Annotated in this window: 25 protein-coding genes and 1 other RNA gene; 15 read left to right on the top strand and 11 right to left on the bottom strand. The window is 40.3% G+C overall.

The window, feature by feature from the left end:
• Positions 1-13 precede the first annotated feature (13 nt).
• The 3 genes from XEN7305_RS20680 (at position 14) to XEN7305_RS20670 (ending at position 1,553) form a co-directional block, all read left to right on the top strand.
• Positions 14-808: a hypothetical protein gene (locus tag XEN7305_RS20680; protein ID WP_006511465.1), complete on the top strand. Its 795-nt coding sequence runs from the start codon at positions 14-16 to the stop codon at positions 806-808.
• 70 nt (positions 809-878) lie between these two features.
• Positions 879-1,091, top strand: a complete 213-nt coding sequence (locus XEN7305_RS20675; RefSeq protein WP_006511464.1) for a hypothetical protein — start codon at positions 879-881, stop codon at positions 1,089-1,091.
• 114 nt (positions 1,092-1,205) lie between these two features.
• On the top strand, positions 1,206-1,553 hold the full coding sequence (locus XEN7305_RS20670; protein WP_040898901.1) for a hypothetical protein: 348 nt from the start codon (positions 1,206-1,208) through the stop codon (positions 1,551-1,553).
• On the opposite strand, the gene XEN7305_RS20665 is transcribed toward XEN7305_RS20670, so the two are convergent.
• The 4 genes from XEN7305_RS20665 to XEN7305_RS20650 all read right to left on the bottom strand — a co-directional run bounded on the left by XEN7305_RS20665 (position 1,550) and on the right by XEN7305_RS20650 (position 5,434).
• The gene (locus XEN7305_RS20665; RefSeq protein WP_006511462.1) at positions 1,550-2,932 is read right to left on the bottom strand and encodes a chloride channel protein; all 1,383 of its coding nucleotides are present in this window, start codon (positions 2,930-2,932) and stop codon (positions 1,550-1,552) included. The two genes, XEN7305_RS20670 and XEN7305_RS20665, sit on opposite strands and share 4 nt — an antisense overlap.
• Before the next feature lie 278 nt (positions 2,933-3,210).
• On the bottom strand, positions 3,211-3,939 hold the full coding sequence (gene lptB, locus XEN7305_RS20660) for an LPS export ABC transporter ATP-binding protein (protein ID WP_006511460.1): 729 nt from the start codon (positions 3,937-3,939) through the stop codon (positions 3,211-3,213).
• A 163-nt stretch (positions 3,940-4,102) separates the two neighbouring features.
• Positions 4,103-4,546: an LptA/OstA family protein gene (locus XEN7305_RS20655; protein ID WP_006511459.1), complete on the bottom strand. Its 444-nt coding sequence runs from the start codon at positions 4,544-4,546 to the stop codon at positions 4,103-4,105.
• 303 nt (positions 4,547-4,849) lie between these two features.
• The gene (locus tag XEN7305_RS20650; RefSeq protein ID WP_006511458.1) at positions 4,850-5,434 is read right to left on the bottom strand and encodes a DUF1997 domain-containing protein; all 585 of its coding nucleotides are present in this window, start codon (positions 5,432-5,434) and stop codon (positions 4,850-4,852) included.
• A gap of 116 nt (positions 5,435-5,550) precedes the next feature.
• Here XEN7305_RS20650 and pheA point away from each other — a divergent pair, with 116 nt between their 5' ends.
• Both pheA and XEN7305_RS20640 read left to right on the top strand, forming a co-directional pair.
• Complete coding sequence (gene pheA / locus XEN7305_RS20645) at positions 5,551-6,408, top strand: prephenate dehydratase (RefSeq protein ID WP_006511457.1); 858 nt, start codon at positions 5,551-5,553, stop codon at positions 6,406-6,408.
• A gap of 173 nt (positions 6,409-6,581) precedes the next feature.
• Entirely contained in the window at positions 6,582-6,956 is a 375-nt protein-coding gene (locus XEN7305_RS20640) for a hypothetical protein (protein ID WP_006511456.1), read from the top strand.
• A 107-nt stretch (positions 6,957-7,063) separates the two neighbouring features.
• Here the strand turns inward: XEN7305_RS20640 and XEN7305_RS20635 are convergent, their stop codons facing one another.
• Entirely contained in the window at positions 7,064-7,756 is a 693-nt protein-coding gene (locus XEN7305_RS20635; RefSeq protein WP_006511455.1) for a Bax inhibitor-1 family protein, read from the bottom strand.
• Between the two features lie 237 nt (positions 7,757-7,993).
• Between XEN7305_RS20635 and XEN7305_RS20630 the strand changes: the two genes are divergently transcribed.
• The 3 genes from XEN7305_RS20630 to XEN7305_RS20620 all read left to right on the top strand — a co-directional run bounded on the left by XEN7305_RS20630 (position 7,994) and on the right by XEN7305_RS20620 (position 10,887).
• Entirely contained in the window at positions 7,994-9,352 is a 1,359-nt protein-coding gene (locus XEN7305_RS20630; RefSeq protein ID WP_006511454.1) for a Glu/Leu/Phe/Val dehydrogenase, read from the top strand.
• Positions 9,353-9,434: 82 nt separating this feature from the next.
• Positions 9,435-10,295 (top strand): bifunctional methylenetetrahydrofolate dehydrogenase/methenyltetrahydrofolate cyclohydrolase FolD, encoded by an 861-nt coding sequence (gene folD / locus XEN7305_RS20625; protein ID WP_006511453.1) that lies wholly within the window; start codon positions 9,435-9,437, stop codon positions 10,293-10,295.
• 115 nt (positions 10,296-10,410) lie between these two features.
• Positions 10,411-10,887, top strand: coding sequence for a DUF4112 domain-containing protein (locus XEN7305_RS20620; RefSeq protein WP_006511452.1), 477 nt, complete (start codon positions 10,411-10,413; stop codon positions 10,885-10,887).
• A gap of 11 nt (positions 10,888-10,898) precedes the next feature.
• Here XEN7305_RS20620 and XEN7305_RS29380 read toward each other — a convergent pair whose 3' ends face one another.
• Together XEN7305_RS29380 and XEN7305_RS20615 are read right to left on the bottom strand one after the other, a co-directional pair.
• A complete protein-coding gene (locus XEN7305_RS29380; RefSeq protein WP_006511451.1) occupies positions 10,899-11,054 on the bottom strand; it encodes a hypothetical protein in 156 nt (51 codons plus the stop codon).
• 128 nt (positions 11,055-11,182) lie between these two features.
• Entirely contained in the window at positions 11,183-11,506 is a 324-nt protein-coding gene (locus XEN7305_RS20615; protein WP_006511450.1) for a c-type cytochrome, read from the bottom strand.
• Between the two features lie 242 nt (positions 11,507-11,748).
• On the opposite strand from XEN7305_RS20615, the gene petE reads away from it, so the two are divergent.
• Positions 11,749-12,108: a plastocyanin gene (gene petE / locus XEN7305_RS20610; RefSeq protein ID WP_006511449.1), complete on the top strand. Its 360-nt coding sequence runs from the start codon at positions 11,749-11,751 to the stop codon at positions 12,106-12,108.
• 100 nt (positions 12,109-12,208) lie between these two features.
• Here the strand turns inward: petE and XEN7305_RS20605 are convergent, their stop codons facing one another.
• Genes XEN7305_RS20605 through XEN7305_RS20595 form a run of 3 tightly spaced genes read right to left on the bottom strand, consistent with a single transcriptional unit; the run spans position 12,209 to position 14,270 of the window.
• Complete coding sequence (locus XEN7305_RS20605) at positions 12,209-13,294, bottom strand: hypothetical protein (RefSeq protein ID WP_006511448.1); 1,086 nt, start codon at positions 13,292-13,294, stop codon at positions 12,209-12,211.
• A 4-nt stretch (positions 13,295-13,298) separates the two neighbouring features.
• Positions 13,299-13,643: a DUF565 domain-containing protein gene (locus tag XEN7305_RS20600; protein ID WP_006511447.1), complete on the bottom strand. Its 345-nt coding sequence runs from the start codon at positions 13,641-13,643 to the stop codon at positions 13,299-13,301.
• 42 nt (positions 13,644-13,685) lie between these two features.
• A complete protein-coding gene (locus XEN7305_RS20595; RefSeq protein WP_006511446.1) occupies positions 13,686-14,270 on the bottom strand; it encodes a DUF3611 family protein in 585 nt (194 codons plus the stop codon).
• Positions 14,271-14,350: 80 nt separating this feature from the next.
• Between XEN7305_RS20595 and rnpB the strand changes: the two genes are divergently transcribed.
• Together rnpB and rnc are read left to right on the top strand one after the other, a co-directional pair.
• An RNA gene (gene rnpB / locus XEN7305_RS26980) (RNase P RNA component class A) lies at positions 14,351-14,863 on the top strand.
• A gap of 20 nt (positions 14,864-14,883) precedes the next feature.
• Complete coding sequence (gene rnc, locus XEN7305_RS20590; RefSeq protein ID WP_006511445.1) at positions 14,884-15,606, top strand: ribonuclease III; 723 nt, start codon at positions 14,884-14,886, stop codon at positions 15,604-15,606.
• Here rnc and XEN7305_RS20585 read toward each other — a convergent pair.
• Positions 15,592-16,989 carry a hypothetical protein gene (locus tag XEN7305_RS20585; protein ID WP_006511444.1) on the bottom strand — a complete coding sequence of 466 codons (1,398 nt, stop codon included), beginning with the start codon at positions 16,987-16,989 and terminating at the stop codon, positions 15,592-15,594. The genes rnc and XEN7305_RS20585 overlap by 15 nt on opposite strands.
• A gap of 317 nt (positions 16,990-17,306) precedes the next feature.
• On the opposite strand from XEN7305_RS20585, the gene XEN7305_RS28405 reads away from it, so the two are divergent.
• The 4 genes from XEN7305_RS28405 (at position 17,307) to gap (ending at position 20,029) form a co-directional block, all read left to right on the top strand.
• The gene (locus XEN7305_RS28405) at positions 17,307-17,477 is read left to right on the top strand and encodes a chlorophyll a/b-binding protein (protein WP_006511443.1); all 171 of its coding nucleotides are present in this window, start codon (positions 17,307-17,309) and stop codon (positions 17,475-17,477) included.
• Between the two features lie 24 nt (positions 17,478-17,501).
• A complete protein-coding gene (gene ylqF / locus XEN7305_RS20575; RefSeq protein ID WP_006511442.1) occupies positions 17,502-18,344 on the top strand; it encodes a ribosome biogenesis GTPase YlqF in 843 nt (280 codons plus the stop codon).
• A 37-nt stretch (positions 18,345-18,381) separates the two neighbouring features.
• Positions 18,382-18,705, top strand: a complete 324-nt coding sequence (locus XEN7305_RS20570; protein WP_006511441.1) for a cupin domain-containing protein — start codon at positions 18,382-18,384, stop codon at positions 18,703-18,705.
• A gap of 286 nt (positions 18,706-18,991) precedes the next feature.
• Entirely contained in the window at positions 18,992-20,029 is a 1,038-nt protein-coding gene (gene gap / locus XEN7305_RS20565; RefSeq protein ID WP_006511439.1) for a type I glyceraldehyde-3-phosphate dehydrogenase, read from the top strand.
• Positions 20,030-20,178 lie beyond the last annotated feature (149 nt).

The raw sequence follows: 20,178 nt of genomic DNA, 5'->3' as shown, positions 1-20,178 counted from the left end.
GAGTAAATAAGAAGTGGATGGTTACTATTGTAATTTTGCTTACTGTATAAATTCTAGCGATACAATCGCTATTGCCAATGCAATATCCAAATTATTAAGGCAAGAGCAGGGTATTACTCAAATACCTCAACTTCCTTATTTAATCTTTAACTTCCAAGAATTAAGACAGATTAGGTTTTGGGAACGACCGCCATTAGCGATTGTGGGGATTGGTTCAGGAAATAACGGTTGGTCAATAATAAAGTCTTATCCTAACGAATGGCTAATTCTTCGAGCGTTAAATAACAATCGTCTGAGGTTATGGAACCTGGCTACAGAATTAAAATCTGATGCTTTTTTCTATCGTGTCATTGATGATATCGATGGCTTTCTTCTAGAAATTTCTCGAGGAAGAATCCATTACAACTTTTATTCTGAACCAAAGTTTTCTCTAATCAAAGTCCCTGAATCCTTTCGACGAGCGATAAAAGTTAATCCAGAATTCGCTAGACGAATCAGTGAATTATATAAAGATCTTGATCAGCAAGAAAAAGACGGGGAAGAGTATTTTTCCGTCTTAACAAAAATAGTGATTGAAGAAAGAGAAGGTGATGCTGAAAGAAGCAATAGAGCTTTGGGTAAATTAATTGATCCCTCACAATATTTTTGGGGATGTTGCGATTTTTTTAGTCGAGTATATATTGACTTTGATTTGTTAAATAGCATGGATATTAAGCTTCTATACTTTCAGCTTCCTGATAATTATTCTGAGTATATTCGTTTATTCATCAAAAACCGACAAGAATATTTTGATAATGAAAGTTTTTAAGACCTAATGTAAATATCTAATTACTAAATCTGGTAATAAACTAATGTAAAACAAATTTAGAAAGTTTATTATGGCTAACTTAGATTATCGGTTTGAAAAACCGAGTTATAATAATAGTACAGCCTGTATTCGAACAGATAACCTTGATGTGATTGAGCAGGCTTTGACTCTTGTGTTGGAGAAAGAAGGTTGTCGTCTCATATCTAAAACACCTCTACCTCAAAACCCCAAACCACTTATTCAACAACGCAGAATTTTATTGAAGCAGAATTTTTTGGCATAACTTCATACTTTTTTGGCAAATATATGAAGTTTCTTTATCAAAATTTCATCTAGTTGAAAAAGATCACGGATATGATGATACAGAATCTTCGTAAATTAACTGAATTTAAAGATTATGAAACCAATGCCATTAACCATTACTTATCTCAAAAAAATTGGCAAACAAATCTTGGTTGTTTTCTACGATTTGACAGAAAAATGGCAGTTTCGTGTCATCGACAATAATAGAGAAGTCTCTGGTCAATTTCTGAATTTTAGTTCTTTTGAATCTGCCCTAACAGAAGCTGTTGAGTGGCTGGAATGCCCGACAGCTAATATTTTTCCCCTGGAACAGCATCAAGAATTGGCGGTGGCGAAACTACTCCTCGCAGAAAGTAAGTTAGCTGTTTCCAATTGGTTTGATGCCAATATCCAGGTTAGTCGCAAATATCAAGTTGAAGCTGAGCTAGCACGATCTCTTTAATTAAGAACTGGAGAGAGTTCCAGTTCTGGAACTAGCTTGTCTGAAACCACCACAGTTTCTGTTGCAACGGTGCGAGAACGTTGGGTTTTTAGCAAAGAAACATTGTTTGTTAACAAGAGACTAGTAAAACTCGCGATCGCAACTATCGGTAAAATCGACGTATCGGTCAGTACCCCAAGAATAATTGAAGTACTAATGGGAGTCTTGGTGATTGCCACATTAATCGCCGCCATACAACATAACATTGCAATTGTGGGGTGAATATCAGGGCGCGCTAAAGAAATCGCCAACCCCAAATTAGCCCCTGTGAAAAAGAGGGGAAAAATGAAACCGCCGCGAAATCCACCATGAATCGTAAAACTAATAGCGAACATCTTCGCTAAGGTAATACAAAGTAAGGTAACAACACCCAAGGCAGCTCCAGCCTCAATTACCTCTGTTTGGATTTGTTGTTCACTAAAGAAGAGAGTTTGGGGAAACAATACAGCTATCCAACCAATACCTAAACCGCCTAACACTGCCAGCAGAATATGGTTATCTTCCAGCTTGGCAATTAACCAGCCCATGCAGCGAAAAATCCCCACAAATAGAACCCCCGCAGCAGCCCCAATAGCACCTAAAGCTAAACCCTGCAACATATTGATATAGGTTAAAGGTGGCAGAGTATCAAACAACTCGAAACGGTAGATACCTCCCACTTCTAAGCCAGTACCAAAACGGAACATAGCAAAGCTAAAGATAGAAGCAATAACCGCAGGAACAATCGCCTCATAATATTCAAGACTACGACGATGGGGAATTTCTAAGGCAAATAAAGCCCCTCCGATAGGAGCACCAAAAAATGCACCCAAAGCCGCACTCATCCCACAAAAGGTCAGGATACGAATTGACTTCATGGAAAGATTCAAGCGATCGCCCAACCAACTTCCCAAGCTACCATTAACCTGTACTAACGGTGCTTCTGGGCCCAAGCTGCCCCCTGCGGTAATGGAAACCAAAGAGGTGATAATCATCCCAGGGGTTTGACGAGGTTCCAGACGACCAGGATCATGAACTTTATCAATTACCATCGCCATTTCTCCAGGTAAACCCAGAAAGTATAGGCATAAACCTACCAATAGACCGCCGATAGTTGCAATAATCCAGGTATAGTTCCAAGCTGGCAGCCAAGTGGGAAATAAGGGTAACCAAAATTCTTTGCCTTCTTCCCAAACAATATCTAAGAGATTTTCTAAGACAAAGTAATAGATAGTCGCCACTAAACCGCCAATCGTCCCAATTAGAATTCCATATAGGATCGTTTGAAAGTAAGTTAAATCTGACTTTTTATCGGAGATAGGAGGTGAGGCCAATCCGTCTTTCTGATTGATAGTTGTCATTAAATCTCATAGAGGTAAATTGATTCACGAAGTCAGAGGAAGCCTCGTCGTTTTACGGCAGGGTCTCCCTGACAAAGCTTGACACCCAAAACATTACTTCTTTTCTAGTTCTCAAAAAATATGTCTTGAGGATGAATAAGGCTTCTGAATTATCAATTTATAAATTTACCTTGGGAAAAAATGTGACTATAAATACTGTTGCTAAAGTTGGAGCATTATTTTTACATTAAATAAATGCAGTTTTTTCATCCCGCAATTATTCACGATAATATTCAGGATCAAATACGGAAGCGATCGCCCAGGTAATATTGTCTAACCAAAGAATTATCATAAAGTTCTTCAGAAGTTCCTGAAGCTAAAATCTGACCATCTCGCATAATGTAGGAACGATTAGTAATTGCTAGGGTCTCTCGAACATTGTGATCAGTAATTAAAATACCAATTTGGCGATCGCGTAAACGAGCAATCATTTCTTGGATTTCCGCCACTGCGATCGGATCAACCCCCGCAAAAGGCTCATCTAACAGTAAAAACTTAGGACCATCCATCCCGACAGCCAAAGCTCTAGCTAATTCGGTACGTCGTCGTTCCCCACCAGAAACTTGATAGCCCAAAGTATTCGCTGCTTTTTCTAGACGAAATTCCTGCAAAAGTTGATTGAGGCGAATTGGTCTTACGGGACGAGGTATTTTGGTTTGCTCTAATACTAATTGAATATTCTCCCGAACGGTAAGATTGCGAAAGATACTTGCCTGTTGCGTGAGATAACCAACTCCCATTCGGGCTCTTTCATGAAGCGGAACAGAAGTAATATCTTTACCATTAAACAAAACTTGACCCTGGTTGGGCTTAACTAAACCAGTAGCGATATAGAAAGTAGTCGTCTTGCCCGCACCATTAGGCCCCAGTAAACCAACAATTTCTCCTGGCAATACTCTGATATTAACTCTACTAACAATATTTTTTTTGCCGTAGGATTTATGAATATTGTCTAAAATTAAACTCATACACTTAAACGATGAATTATCCCCATTCGAGGACAAGCTAAGGATAAATCATGAGGATAACAATTTCTCACTTTACTTTTAAGATTATGATCTCTTTTCTTCACTATGGCATCACAATTTATAATTCCTCATCTTTTATCCCTCATCCTTTATCCTTTAAAAATCACTGTTCAGAGATTGGTTCTGTGACAATGTAATTTGATTCTACCTGACGATCTGATCGAGGAGTGGCAATAAAGCGACCTTCATCAATTAAATAAGTCATACTTTCTGCTCGCATACTATTTCCTTGCTGGATCACATACACATTGCCATTGAGAACCAAACGACGTTCCCGACTATAGTATTGCGCTTGAGCTGAGGTCGCTTGGATTTGTCTACTAGGATAATTTATCTGGACATTTCCTTGCGCCGTAATCACCCCTGTTTCAGAATTAGCCTCTTGGGAATCAGAACGGATCGTAATTGAACCATTATCCGAAAGATTTTGTGCGGTTAGGTTTTGAGGACTTGCCAGAATAGAGAGCGCGCTGATCAAAGTGGCAGAAAAAATAGGAATAAATTTTAGGCGTAAAACCGAATCAAACGCAGAAAAAATATGAGGCATAATTAAAATACTTGTGCGAGGTCAAATGGGTTTTAGGAGTTAGGTTTTTCAGTATATCCACATTATCTGAAAGTCAGAAGTTGGGAAATATCCTCATAATGTTAGACGACACTTATCGAAACAAGTTTCAAAATAAAATTATATTATACTTGTAACTATTTTTAACCATCGTTAAATCCGTTACTGACTCGTAAAGTCGGATAAATCAGAGCTTTCGGGAATGGGGAACGGGGAACGGGGAACGGGGAGAAAAACTAGAGGTGACGAGGCTATAATAATTTAAAATAGGTTGTTAGGGGAATTTTAAAACCCATAATCTGCGGATAACTGAGATTTAGAAGGCTCTTGAATATTGATTTCGGTTGCTGCCCATTCCTGATAGTCTTGCAGCAATTGAGTTACAAGTCTTTGCTTGATTCTCCCCAAAATGCTCTTGAGCAGACCATTCCCAGTCATTTCAACTAGAGCCTTGGGGGTAAATACCAAAGCAGCAGGAACATCTACTCCTACTTCGAGATCTGCTTGACCATGTAGCATGGTTTTGTTTTCTATAGTTTTCGGATAGAGAATCCCTTTGAGCTTGAGGGAAAAACGACGATTAATATAATCTATACCTTCAATATGACATTCTTGGGAACTCAAGAACACTGTGCCTTTGGCGTCGGATTTGACTTTCAGTTTGACTGTTGGTTGAAAATGATAAATCTCCATAAAGTTAATGGGACGCATTTTAAGGTTGTATAAATTCTCAGCTTCTTTGGTCATGAGCTGGGGGTTTGTGATGGCAGTGACCAAGCGATGGGGCTGGCGCAGATAATGTTGGATCGGAATTTGAGCTTCTGGTGCTAGTATCTTTACTAATTCTGTGGCCTTAAAACGAGCGTACATAAGTGAGATTACTTAAAATTTGGAGATCTTTATCAATTTTAGGTTACATTTCTTCAAAAACGATTATGTACACAGAACTTTATAGTTTGTATCTTTAAAGTAAAGATTTTTTTTCTATGACAATTTCTATTGCCCATCTTGGCCCTACTGGAACTTATTCGGAAACCGCAGCTTTAGCCTATGCAAAATGGTTACGAGATAATCAAGGCCAGGAAGTTAGCTTTAAGCTTCACCCTAGTATTGCTGTTGCCCTAAAAGCCGTGGCCAATCAAGAATGTGATTGTGCGGTGGTGCCCATAGAAAATTCTGTTGAGGGCAGTGTAACCATGACATTAGACAGTTTGTGGCAAAGGACAAATCTCAAGATTTTACGGGGTTTTACCATTCCCATTTGTCATATGTTGTTGTCTCGCAATAATTCCCTCGAAGAGCTCACCACAGTTTATTCCCATCCTCAAGCCTTGGGTCAATGTCAAAAATGGTTAGAAACCAATGTACCTCAGGTCAAATTAATGCCGACTAATTCAACGGCAGAAGCTTTAAAATTTCCCCAACAGGATTCACAGGTTGCCGCGATCGCATCTGCTAGAGCAGCCCAGCTATATCAAGTCCCTATTGTGAAATCCCAGATTAACGATCGCCCTGATAATTGCACGCGTTTTTTGGTTGTTGGGGTGGAAAATATTAATCAAGGTAATTGTCTTTCTCTAGCTTTTAGTTTGCCGCAAAATGTTCCTGGTGCTCTAGTAAAGCCATTACAAATTTTCGCCGAAAGGAATATTAATCTGAGTAAAATTGAATCTCGACCGACAAAAAGGTCTTTGGGGGAATATCTTTTTTATATGGATTTGGAAGGAAACGTGGGAGATCCTAAAGTTGAATCAGCATTACAAGAATTACAAGGATATACAGAAGTTTTAAATATCTTTGGTAATTATGATTTTATAACTGTTGATACAAGTTTAAATAATTGATTGTTTATCTCAGGGGACAGCCTATAGGGAAACAAGGACAGTGAACAAGAAAATATAAGTTATGATTCCGAGAAACGCTACAAATTATGATCGAACCCCAGTGAATCAAAAATAATATTAACAGTAATATGTAATATAGGAATATAAGAATATAGGAAAAAGAAAAGCAAAACATGACCAATCCCACAATTGAGACTGACTTAGCCGACATACTCAGAGAAATAAAGTCGGATCAAAGAGAAATCTTAAAAGAAATTTCTAATTTTAAAAGAGAAGTTGACTCTGATCAAAAAGCAATATTAAAAGAAATCTCTGATTTTAAAAAAGAAGTTGACTCTGATCAAAAAGCAATATTAAAAGAAATCTCTGATGTAAAAGTAGAATTGGCCGAAGTTAGAGGTGACATTAAATCATTGGATACCAAAGTAGAACAGCTCGATAAAAGAATAGCTAATCAAGAATTTATTAATCGTGGTGTTTTAGTAGGTCTGATTTTAGTTATGCTGGGAGGATTGGCGAAAATATTTGAATTGGGAATCTTTAAGTAGTTGCAAAGGATTAATGCCTTTATTTTTAACCTAACATCTAAAACCTAACACCATTTTTGACTAGAACATAAGCTACCAAGTTGTGTAACTAATCGCACAAACAATGCCTAACGGCGGGACTGAGTTCTGATTAAAATACGAACAACATAATAAAAAAGCAACATCACAGAAGAAAATAGGGAAAAAGCCGCTGCAACATATTGATGGGTTTGATATCTGTGAATCACCTTAGAAGTGTCCCGCAAAATAGCAGCAGAAGCAAAAATAATCATGCTCGCAGAGAACCAAATTCCCAAACTAAAGCCAAAGAGTAAACTACAAATAATCAAACCTAAAGCGACAAAACCACCAACTTTTAAAATACTATTTAAAAAAGAAAAATCTTGGCGAGAAGTAAAAGCAATGGTTGTCAAACCAGCAAACAAAAATAAGGTGAGAATAGTTGCGGTGGGAATCAAATTGGAGTCTCCGGTATAGTTGGCCGCAATATAGAGTATGGGAGCAAAAATAATCGCCTTACCGATGATATATATTCCAAAGGCTTTGTATTGAGTTTCCCGATCATCATTCTGCGAAAGCAACTCCCGAGCAAACCACCCGAGCAAGGACATGCCACCCAAAATTGCAAACCAAGCCATTCTGGTGGAAAAAATAAAATCGGCAATAGCTCTGGCTAATCCAATCTGAAAAAAAATAAACTCAACAATAATAAAAGCAATGATCGCACCAGCTAAGTGAGTATAGGTCTGCTGGATAAATTTAGCGCGCTCATCAACACTGGCATAGGCAACACTAACCATAGATAATACTCCGATAGATTTCGCCCCCAGCTTAGCCAAGTTTTAGCTAAATTAGGTAATACTCTTAATGTCGCTTCGCATAATTGCATAAGGTTTAGCTTTACTTCTAACTTCTGCCCTCTGCCCTCTGCCTTCTGCCTTCGGTGTAATGTAAACAAAAGTAAAAAAGTAACAAATTATACATTTTCTTGATCTTTAATGGAGATATGAGTCTCATTCGCATCGGGAGCTGTCGTGATGGCTAAACTAATTCAAGAAAATGATCTTAATAATTCTGCGGTTGATGATACCCAATCCCCACCATTAGCTAGCAAGAACGCCTCTCTACTATCTGATGCCGGGAAAAGATTAGAAAAAGCCTTAAAACATATCGATATCTCGGAAGATGCGATCGCGCGATTACGCTATCCCAAGGCAACTCTTTCGGTTCATATTCCCGTGAGAATGGATGATGGCTCCTTAAAAGTATTCGCTGGTTACCGAGTCCGCTACGACGATACAAGAGGGCCTGGCAAAGGCGGAGTTCGCTATCATCCTGGAGTTAACCTCGATGAAGTCCAATCCTTGGCATTTTGGATGACTTTTAAATGTGCTTTATTAGATTTGCCCTTTGGTGGGGCGAAAGGTGGCATTACGGTTAATCCCAAGGAATTATCCAAATCAGAATTGGAAAGATTGAGTCGCGGTTATGTAGATGCGATCGCAGGTTTCATTGGCCCCAATATTGATATTCTGGCTCCCGATGTTTATACCAACTCCACCATTATGGGTTGGATGATGGATCAATATAGTATCATTAATCGGCAACTCGTTAGAGGTGTTGTCACAGGAAAACCCCTAACTTTAGGCGGAAGCCAGGGAAGAAATGAAGCTACTGCCACAGGAGCTTTTTACGTAATCGAAGCTATTTTACCCAAATTCGACATCAAGCCAGAACAGACCACCGTAGCAGTTCAAGGTTTTGGAAATGCAGGAGCAATTATTGCCGAACTATTATTTAAGGCTGGTTATAAAGTAGTAGCGGTTAGTGATTCTCAAGGGGGGATCTATGCACCTCAAGGTCTAGATATCCCCAGTATTCGACATCATAAAGCCCAAAGTCGTCGCATCAAAGCTGTTTACTGCGATGACAGTGTTTGCAGCATTGTGGAACATCAAAACATTAGCAACGCAGAATTACTGGCGTTAGATGTTGACATTCTCGTTCCCGCGGCTTTGGAAAATCAGATTACCGCGGCTAATGCTTCAGACATTAAAGCAAAATTTATCTTTGAAGTTGCCAATGGCCCGATTGATTCAGCGGCGGATGAAATATTGTTAGCCAAGGGCATCAAGATCTTTCCTGATATTTTGGTTAATGCAGGAGGAGTAACCGTTAGTTATTTTGAATGGGTACAAAATCGTAATGGCTGGTATTGGGAGCTCGAAGAAATAAATCAACGCCTGAAAACTAAAATGGAAACAGAAGTTGAGAAGACCTGGGCGATCGCCCAAAAGCTGGAAGTAGATATGCGTACAGCTGCTTATATTCATGGTTTGAACCGTCTGGGAGAAGCCCTAGATGCCAAGGGAACAAGAGATTATTTTAAACAGTAGAAAAAAGTTTTAGCTTTTATGCAAAAAGTATGGGGTTTAGGGCAATAAAATTAGGATAGTTGAGCAAAACTTGAGCGATTTTATGACTAACACTGAATCTAAAATACTTGATGGAAAAACTTTAGCGAAAAAAATTCAAGCCCGGCTGAAAGAGCAAATTGCCGTCTTGGAGCCAAAAATTGGTCGTCCTCCAGGGTTGGCAGTGCTCATGGTGGGAGATAATCCAGCTAGTGCTGTTTATGTTCGGAACAAAGAAAAATCCTGTGCCAGAGTAGGAATTGCTTCCTTTGGTCGACATTTTCCTGAAAATACAACTCAAGAAATTTTAGAACAGGAAATCCTCAAATTAAATCAGGACGATCGCGTAGATGGCATTCTCGTACAGTTACCCTTGCCAAAACACCTTGATTCAGTAGGTTTGTTGCTGAAAATAGACCCAGATAAAGATGCTGATGGCTTGCACCCGACTAATTTAGGTAGACTAGTGCGATCGGAAACAGGATTGCGAAGTTGTACCCCCGCAGGCGTCATGAGACTTTTGGAAGAATATAATATCGCGATCGCAGGAAAGAAAGCAGTGGTAGTAGGCAGAAGCATTTTAGTTGGCAAGCCCTTAGCGCTCATGTTATTAGAACAAAATGCCACGGTAACCATTGCCCATTCTCGGACTCAAGACCTAGGCGCAGTTTGTCGAGAAGCCGATATTTTGGTTGCAGCAGTTGGGAAACCAGAGTTTATAACCGCGGAGATGGTGAAACCCAATGCTGTAGTTATTGATGTAGGCATCAACCGCATCGAAGCCGAAGGCAAATCTCGTCTGGTGGGAGATGTTGATTTTGAGTCTGTCTCCCAGGTTGCCAGCTATATCACCCCCGTTCCCGGAGGCATTGGCCCCATGACAGTGGCCATGTTATTACATAATACTGTTTTAAGCTATAGTTAGGTTTTAGATGTTAGGTGTTAGGTGTTAGGTTTTAGGTTTTAGGTTAAAGACAAAACTACCATCTGCCCTCTGCCATCTGCCCTCTGCCTTCATTTCGCCCTCTGCCTTCGAAATTATGAAACAATCACTTGATCCTAAAAAGATTAATAGTCTGCGTCGTCTTTCTCAGATTCTCGACAATGCGATCGCAATTCCTGGAACTAAATATCGTCTAGGTTTAGATCCTATTTTAGGATTAATTCCTGGGGGTGGAGATACGATCGCGGGGGCGCTAGGTGCTTACATTATCATCGAAGCGGCGAGAATGGGCATTTCCCGTGAAATCCTCTGGCAAATGGTGGCCAATCTCTTGTTTGATTCTGTTGCGGGGACTGTTCCTGTTGTCGGGGATGTATTCGATGTTGCTTGGAAAGCCAATGTCAGGAATATGGATCTTTTAGAAAGTCAGGTGTCAGTGCCCCAAGATGAGTCGAATCGCCAGAACAGTCTGTTATTTTTAATTGGTCTAACAATTCTACTATTGCTGATGGTTGTCGGATTTGCCACCCTGACATTTTTTATATTTCGCTGGGTTTGGAGCCTGTTTAATTAGAGCCCGTAAGTCTAAAACAACCAAGGATGGATAACATCTATAACATTGATGGGGGCTGGAATCATGGCACCTCTTGAATCCAATATTTGCACCAAAATCAGATAGGCGATCGCGATCGCAATTGAGATTGCTCCAGTAATAATTGCCACAATTTTGCCTCGGTCCATATTGTTAACCCTTAATCTTTTGTAATATTCTCTTCATATTATGCAACAAAAAACCCCAATCTCAGAATAATGCGATCGGGGATTTTAAGATATTAAAGAGTAAATTTAATTGTGGTAAAAACTACAATCTACCAACCAGCTTCTGCTTGGGATAGAACATATGCTGCGACCTCTTCAATTTGCGCATCAGTCAATCTGCCGCCAAAGGCAGGCATCGGTGCTTTACCATAGGTCACTTGAGTGACAATGGCCTCAAGGGAGTCTTTTCCATTCTTCTGCAAATCAGCTAAGCTAAGAGTCGCTGTAGGGTTGATAACATTACCCCCACCAGAATGACAAGCAGCACAATTAGCACTGAAAGTTGCTGCACCATCAGCTAAAGCAGGATTAGCGAAACCAAGAGTGGCCACAGTGATGATAGCAAAAGCCATTGCCAATAATTTCTTAAACATTGATTCTCCTTCTCAATTTGTTGAATAAACCCAATCGCTATCTTATCCTGCATTAGTTTTCCAAGACAAGTCAAGACCCGACTTGGCAAAATTAAGTTAATTGCGAGCAAAAGGTTTTAGGTGTTGGGTGTTAGGTGTTAGGGAAATCCCGAAAGACGAACCGTAAAACTCTTGTAGTAAGATCCTTTGTAACAAAGATTAACCGCATAACAAATAATGCGCGTTTGGCAATTCTATAACCGATGATAAAAAAACTAACTTTACTCCTCTCTACTGCATTGCTAGTGCTTACTAGTTTCTTGATAAATATCAATCCGGTCTTAGCCGCTACTTACAAAGTTAAGATGGGAACAGATAATGGCTTGTTACAATTTGACCCCAACTCGATAACCATCAACGTGGGGGATACTGTGGAATGGGTCAACAACAAAATGTACCCTCACAACGTGGTTTTTTCTGATAGCGATATCGAATCCCATAAACAAATGGTATTTTCGCCAGGAAATACCTATGAAACAACCTTTACGAGTCCTGGGATCTATCCTTATTACTGTCAACCTCATCGTGGAGCCGGCATGCTCGGAGAGGTTATTGTGGAATAAAACAAAAGCTCCAGTTCAGATTCCTGTTCTTCAAATGCGATCGCTCGGGGTCAGAGCTCTTGCGATCGCGTTTAGATGGAAGATATGACAAAAAATCTAATCAGTTAGGTTTATATATTTTGCTGTAGTTATGATTTTTATCAATTTTGATCACTAAGTCGACGACATCAGGTTGTCGAATCAAAATTTTAATAAATAGTTCCGGGTGCAAGGATCGCCAAAAATAATCAACGAAATTCTCAATTTCTTGATCGCTCATGCCAGTTTTTCCTTCAGCAATCATTTGATGTTCCGCTTCTTTGCGCCATTGTTTGCTATAACGATAGTCTTCAGGGTAAAGCACAAAAAGACTGTCCAATTTTTCCCATAAAATGGCGTAGGTTTTGAGTCTTTCATTATTATCCTTGGCAAATCGAACATCTTTCTGACTGATAATAGGCGGCAAAGGATGCTCAGCCAGATTGTCGAAAATACTCTCGTTTATCGGCCTAAGCCCCACAAACCAACCTTCAAACAAAACAATATCTACTTGGGCAACAGTTTCTGGTTTTCCCCTATCTCCTTCTCCATTGTGGGCAGATTTATCAAACCGAGGAATCTCAATTGGTTCCCCATAGTCTTCTTGTAGACAATTTTCCAGAGTCTTTAGGCCTAAATAAATATCGTGAGTACCTGGAGGACCTCGCCAAATTAGCCGAGGATCTGTTTTTTGTAAACGAAAGCGTTCTGTATGGGTTTTATAAAGATCGTCAAGAGACAGATTGACAGTTGTGTAACCAAGGTGATTCAGGAGCAGACGTAAAATCGACGTCAAAAAACTTTTTCCTGTTCCCTGACCACCTAAGATGCCTTGAATAGGAGTACGACCTAATTTTTGACGCAGCTCTGCTAAATTGACCGCCAAAGGCAGCCAAAGATTCCACATCAAATTGAGAATCTTATTACCCGTATCTTTTATGCCATGAAGATGACACCATTCTATGACATTAGAATGAGCCGAACAGAAAAGCTGTGCCCTAGCTTCAATCAACTGTTGAGCATTATCTTGATTGACTCCAAATGCTTGGGCTTTCTCTGTATTTGCTAATTCTTTTTTGATGAGTTCTTCTAGCTCAATTGCGTTAGGCTGTTTTCCATGAGCCCAATTCAGCAAGATACTGGTAGTGGTCAAATCAAGTTTTTGCATCATACTACGAGTTTAGTTTGAATGCCTCTAAGAATAGGCTATAAGTAATGCCGATCTTAAATTTATTTAAAATATCCAGGAAAAGAGATTGCCTGATGATAGCAGAGGATTTTTTATTTTGCCCATAAATCCACCTACTTGACAATTCTGCGAAAATTAAGAGGACAGCTGCGCCGGTAATATCCCAGACGGCATCCTGACCTGCACTAGATACGATCGCCGATCCCATAAAAAAGCCCATCAATAGAGCAATGATATTCAGAGAAATTCTGCGCCAAGGATTATTGAACAGCAGTTCTATTTGACCAGCTGCGGTATCGACTAATTCATTTAAACGAGTTTGTTGCATCTTAGTCAATTGAAAATTGAAAAAATTATGAGGCTTTTTATTCTATTTATTGATGCGTTCGAGTAGGATTAATCCAAGAGTTATCCCGGCGAAATGGGAGAATATAGTATGAATATTGGCAAGTAGAGCCATAATCTCCACGGAATTAATTAATTGACTAGGTTGAAAAATAGTAGTTGAACCAGTGGGGATTAAAGAAGCTTTCTGATATAGCAAACCAGCAAAAGCTTCTGCTCCAATAATTGCAATGAACATTCCCGCGAGATTAGAGGTTAGTCCCAATCTAATTAATCTAATAGTAAATTTCTTGTTTGGGCGATCGCTACTAGAACGGGCATTCTTCAAAGATTTGCCAATAGAAATATAACGGCGGAAAAAGAAAAATATACTTAGAGCTAGAGTTAAAACACCGATCGTGGCACAAAAAAGAGCCAGATTTTCGTTGCCACTGGTTTTGCTATTACTACCCAATAGAGGGGTAGAAAATAAGAGCAACATCAAAGAGACAATCCCTAACAGCAACTGCAACCAAAATCCGAGGTTTCCCAACAAGATTAAAGTTGAGGCAACTTTTTTGACTGCAGGAGAGCTTGGGGAAAAGGAAGTAATTTCAGAATCTTTGTTCATGAATAATTTTGTCGTGGGGGAAACCCCTAATGTTCCGGTTGGATATGATTACTCCATATTAAAATAAACTAGAGATAGAGAGAGTAGGTGAGGTGGTTGCACTTTTTGTCACAAAAATTGTCAATGAGTGAGGAAAGTCCGGACTCCCGAAAGACCAAACTTGCTGGGTAACTCCCAGTGCAGGCGACTGTGAGGATAGTGCCACAGAAAAATACCGCCTTTTTCAGTGAACAGAAGTGCGACCCTGCTGATGTCTCATCAGCTAAGGAACGCGCACTTCCCGAAGGGTTAACAGTTAACAGTGAACAGTAAATGAAAACTGATAACTGATGACTGATAATTGATTGAGGTAAGGGTGCAAAGGTGCGGTAAGAGCGCACCAGCAGTATCGAGAGGTGCTGGCTAGGTAAACCCCGGTTGGGAGCAAGGCCGAAGGGATTAGGGTTGGTCTTTTTCCAATCCCGCTAAAGGTGAGCCGCAAGAGGTGGTTGGTAACAGCCATCCCAGATAGATAACCGCCCTTAGAAGAATGTGTAGTACACTTATACATCCTCATCTAAGAACAGAATCCGGCTTATGTGCCGACTCTCTCTATTTTTTTTAGAAAATTTTAATGTTTGAAGATCCTCGACGCCAAAGACAATTACAACAACTTACTCAGAAGTTAGGGTTACCTGCCAATGCTCCTGTTGATTGGTCTTTGCTAGATTTAGCTCTTATTCATCCTAGTGCTTCTGAGCAGAGAAATTATGAACAGTTAGAGTTTGTGGGCGATGCCGTAGTCAGATTGATTTCTGCTGAGATTTTGTTGGAAACCTATCCCGAAGAGACTGTAGGAGAATTTGCGGCTGTTCGTTCCATCGTGGTCAGCGATCGCGTTTTAGCAGAGTTAGCAATATATTATGGAATTGAACCTTACTTAATTATTGGCCCTAATGCCAAAGGGAACAGCACGGGTAGGCAGTCTTGGTTGGCAGATGCTTTTGAGGCCATCCTGGGCGCTCTATACTTGAGTACTCATAATATGGATTTGATTCGACCTTGGTTGGATGAAGCTTTGCAAAAACAATCGGCCAAGGTGAGAAGCGATCCAGCAAGGGGAAATTATAAAGATGCACTCCAAGAATGGACTCAGGGAAAATATAAAATCCTACCGAAATATAAGGTCTCAGAAAATACAAAATCCGCGACCAGAGACAAGCGTTTTGTTGCAGAAGTATGGTTGCCTAAAGTTGGGGCACAGGAAGCCAGTCTTCTAGGAAAGGGTGTCGGGCGCTCCAAAAAATCAGCAGAGCAAGCAGCAGCCAAAGCAGCCTTCTATTCAGTTGTTACTTAAGATTTTCTTGACAAATTGCCAGAGTTTGACAAATTGTTTTTCGAGCCACCAGGTTATTTTATCGAGAAATTCTAAGATTTTTTCCAGAATGCTTTTAGCATAGCCAACGCTAATCACTTCAGCTTCCCAGAAATCTGAGGAAAATTCTAAGGGAATATTGGCCAAATTTTCTTGGGGTGTTTGATTGATAGATAAGGTACTTTCTGAGCAGATATTAAGAGAAACTGTTGCGGCTCCCATCAATTTACGATCAATTATGGGTAAATTATTCACCGAATCATCAGACAAAAGTAAATTCTTTTGGAGAGAACTAGGTAATCTTAAGTTCCATGACGTAAAAGGTAAACTAACAGATAGAGTATTCGATTCTGACGCTAGACTAAAAGTTGAAAAAGGTAAGGCCACCGAATAATTGCGCTTCAAGCCAGGAGAGCTAGATATAACTCCTTGAGTTTTGCCAGATATTGATTTTTGCTTATTACCAAAGAAATGTGCGATCGCACGACGAATTAACACTTGCACAGCAAAAGAGTCTGGTTCTGATGATTCAATATCGGAACGAGAAGAATCATTCAGAGTTGATTTTATTTTTTCAAGCCAAATATTGACTTTGGAGAAAAAAGTCAGTTTAGATTCTGTCGTCTCAGGAGAAGCAATAACAGAAAGGTTGACTGGCCTTGATTGAATTATTGCTGTTTCTGGAGATTGAGAACTGGGTAAAGCTTCTTTCGTTTCGCCAGATATTGATTTTCGTTTGTTGCCAAAGAAGTACGCGATCGCCCTATGAATTAACTCTTGAATGGCAGAAGATTCTTTTTCCGACGAGAGAGAAGAAGATAGTAGTAGGCTCAAGGAATTGTCAGAAGTGCTAGTTGGCGATGAAATAGTAGGGTTCGCGGCAACAATATTCGCCCTACCGAAAAGGTTAAGCTTAGTTGCAACAGGAGTAGTTTTTGCCCAATTCCACATTTTGCGGAAAAATCTGATGGGGGCAGTTGCCGGGGAATTCCTCGAATCATCTTGTCCTTGTTGAGATAATCGAGAACTCATTCGATCTGCTTTCGTGGAGGCCAGAACAGCATTGGCTCGATCTGTCTTGCTTACTAGATTATCCTCTTCATTGTCCGCCCAAAGATCATCCCCTAACATGGGAATTCCTGAGTTACGTTTGACTTGAGTTTTTGACGGTCTAGAATCCGACTCAAGTTGCTGTCGCTTAGACATCCCAGTCCTAGTAATTAAATAAACAGGATACAGTAATATGTTTACTCCCGTTTCCGCAGCCAATTGAAAGTTCCGTAATGCGATACCAAATTGATTGCTAAAACGAATCTTTTGGCGATTGAGAAAATTAAACAATCGGCTTTTATAAATACCAGACATTTTTTTAGGGATGAGGGATGAGGGATGAGGGATGAGGAATGAGGGATGAGGGATGAGGGATGAGGAGGCAACAAGATACTTTTGCTGACTTCATAACTCCTAATTTCCTAAATATTATCCCGATCTGGCTGAGAGATAACACAACATGTACTGCAAATGTTAACTAATTTAAAACTTCTGCCCTCTGACCTCTACCATCTACCGTCAAGGGCGAAGCCCAATAATTTTTAGTTTGCTTAAGTTAGAGGAAATTGATTAATATAAGTTAACAAGTAAAGTTTTGTAAAAATAATTTAATTAATTCAATTTATAGACCAATGACTCAAATTCAACCAACAGTTACTCCAAAATTGGAAGATCCTAAATTTGGTTTTAACAAATATGCCGAACGTCTTAATGGTAGAGCAGCGATGATTGGTTTTACTTTAGCCATCGTAATCGAGTATCTTACAGGGAAAGGCTTACTTGCTTGGCTCGGCCTTCAATAAATAACATTTAAATCATTACAAACCATGTTTTCTCCTACTATCCAATGGTATCCAGGTCATATTGCCAAGGCAGAAAGGCAACTGAAAGAGCAATTAAAAAGGGTGGATGTGGTCTTGGAGGTGAGAGATGCGCGGATTCCTTTAGCATCCCATCATCCGCAAGTGGCCGATTGGATTGGGGAGAAACCCAAGGTTTCTATTCTCAACCGCATGGATATGATCCCCGAGTCGGTTCAGAAACAATGGTTGGAATGGTTTAAAGCTCAAGAAACCAAAACTTATTTTACTAATGCCAAAAAAGGTAAAGGTATTAAGGCGGTCAAAACTGCTGCTCAAGCTGCCGGGGTAGCCATGAATCAGCGGCGGCGCGATCGCGGAATGCGTCCTCGTCCTGTGCGAGCGGTAGTTATTGGGTTTCCCAATGTAGGGAAATCAGCGTTAATCAATCGTTTGGTAGGAAAAAAAGCTGTAGTTAGTGAACGCAGAGCAGGGGTCACTCGCCAGTTGCGATGGGTGCGAATGTCCCAAGAAATTGAACTTTTAGACGCGCCTGGAGTGATCCCCTGGAAATTATATAATCAGGAAAATGCCGTCAAATTGGCGATTTGCGAAGATATTGGCCAGGCTTCCTATGATAATCAATTAGTTGCTGCGGCAATGGTTGATTTGATCATGAAATTAGATTTTGGCAAGATTCTACAATCCCGTTATGGTGTAGAGCCAGAAGCTCTCACTGGAGAGTCTTATTTGCATACCGTGGCCCAAAAGCGCTATCAAGGCGATAAAGAACGAGTAGCGCGTCAATTTCTACAGGATTTTCGGACAGGTGCTATTGGTTCAATTCCTCTAGAATTACCTAGTTTATGAGATTTGGGCTGACTTAATACCGAATAATTGTCTGAAAATGCCAAATATTTTTGATTTCCCCCCATCTTTGCCTAATAAAGAATTATTTGAGACTTTAGCCTCTACCGATAATATTTTAGTTGAACGGATTATCTCCACCGGACAAACGACACCATCTAGGCAATGGTATGACCAGGATAGAGATGAATGGGTCATGTTGTTGCAGGGAAAGGCCATTTTGGCTTATGTTGACGGTTCTCAAATTCGATTAAAAGCAGGGGATTATTTGTTGATCCCGGCCCATCAAAAGCATCGCGTTGTCTATACCAGTTCGGAACCTCCCTGTATCTGGTTAGCGATACATGCCAATCTGGCAAAATAGTTGATTTGCCTACTCTAACCTAAAAACTACCACCTAAAAACCAACGCCAGTCATGATTGGAGCAGAAAGTTTTAAGTCGTGTAATTTATCTAGGTTCCCTGACATGCGTAGTATTTCTTCTCAAGATCTTCAATTTAGTAATTATTTTTTAAGGTTTCCTCCCGTCAAAAAAATAGAACATGCATTTTAATAATAGGGAGGCCCCCTCTACAGAAAAATAAGGAAGTAAAAATATAACAGTTTCCATAAGAGTATTTGCAAACATTATAAATAGGGAGTAATAACTATGCCGCCAATTAAAGTAGCAATTAATGGTTTCGGTCGCATTGGTAGATTGGTATTTCGCGCGGGAATTAATAATCCCAATCTAGAATTCGTTTGTATTAACGATCTCGTCGCAGCGAAAGCGATCGCGTATTTGCTCAAATACGATTCGACTCATGGTCGTTTTCCTGGCATTATCGAGGCGACAGAAGAAGCAATTATCGTCAACGGCAAGACTATTCCTTGTGTCTCCATCAAAAACCCTGAAGAGTTACCTTGGAAACAATATGATGTGGACTTTGTGGTCGAAGCAACAGGACTATTTACGAACTACGAAGGTGCCGCCAAACATCTCACCGCAGGAGCGAAAAGAGTTGTCATCTCCGCACCCACCAAAGATCCCGAGAAAGTAAAAACTCTTTTAGTGGGAGTAAACCATCATAGCTACGATCCCCGTAAAGATGAGATCGTCTCGAATGCCAGTTGCACAACAAACTGCTTGGCGCCGATCGCCAAGGTAATTAATGACAACTTTGGTTTGAGCGAAGGTCTGATGACCACGATCCATGCGATGACAGCAACCCAACCTACAGTAGATGGCCCCAGCAAAAAAGCGTTGAGAGCAGGCCGTAGTGCCACCCAAAATATTATTCCTGCTTCGACCGGTGCGGCTAAGGCTGTGGCCCTAGTGTTACCAGAATTAAAAGGCCGACTCACAGGCATGGCAATGCGAGTTCCGACCCCTGATGTGTCTGTCGTTGATCTGACGTTCCGTACCGAAAAGGCTACCAGCTATCAAGAAATCTGTGCAGCAATGAAACGGGCCGCAGAAGGCGAAATGAGAGGTGTTCTTGGCTATACAGATGATCCCGTGGTTTCGACCGACTTCACTAGCGATGCCCATTCTAGTATTTTCGATGCCGAGGCAGGCATGGAATTGAATGGTAACTTCTTTAAAGTTGTCGCTTGGTACGACAATGAATGGGGTTATTCCAATCGCGCGATCGATTTAATTTTATCCATGGCCCAGAAAGAAGCCGAAATGACTGTTGGGGTTTAAATAAGGTTAATGGGTAATGGGTCAATACTTCTCGCTTAGGGAAATAGGGGTGTAGGGAATTAGGGAAATCTAGCTATTATTATTCCCCAAACCCCTAAAACCCCAAATCCCAAATCGTTAGGTTTTTAAAGTCAATCTTTAAACGAGAA

Source organism: Xenococcus sp. PCC 7305 (assembly GCF_000332055.1).
Classification (GTDB): domain Bacteria; phylum Cyanobacteriota; class Cyanobacteriia; order Cyanobacteriales; family Xenococcaceae; genus Xenococcus.
The sequence above is the reverse complement of the archived record's forward strand: the minus strand, read 5'-3'. Positions and strand labels throughout refer to the sequence as shown.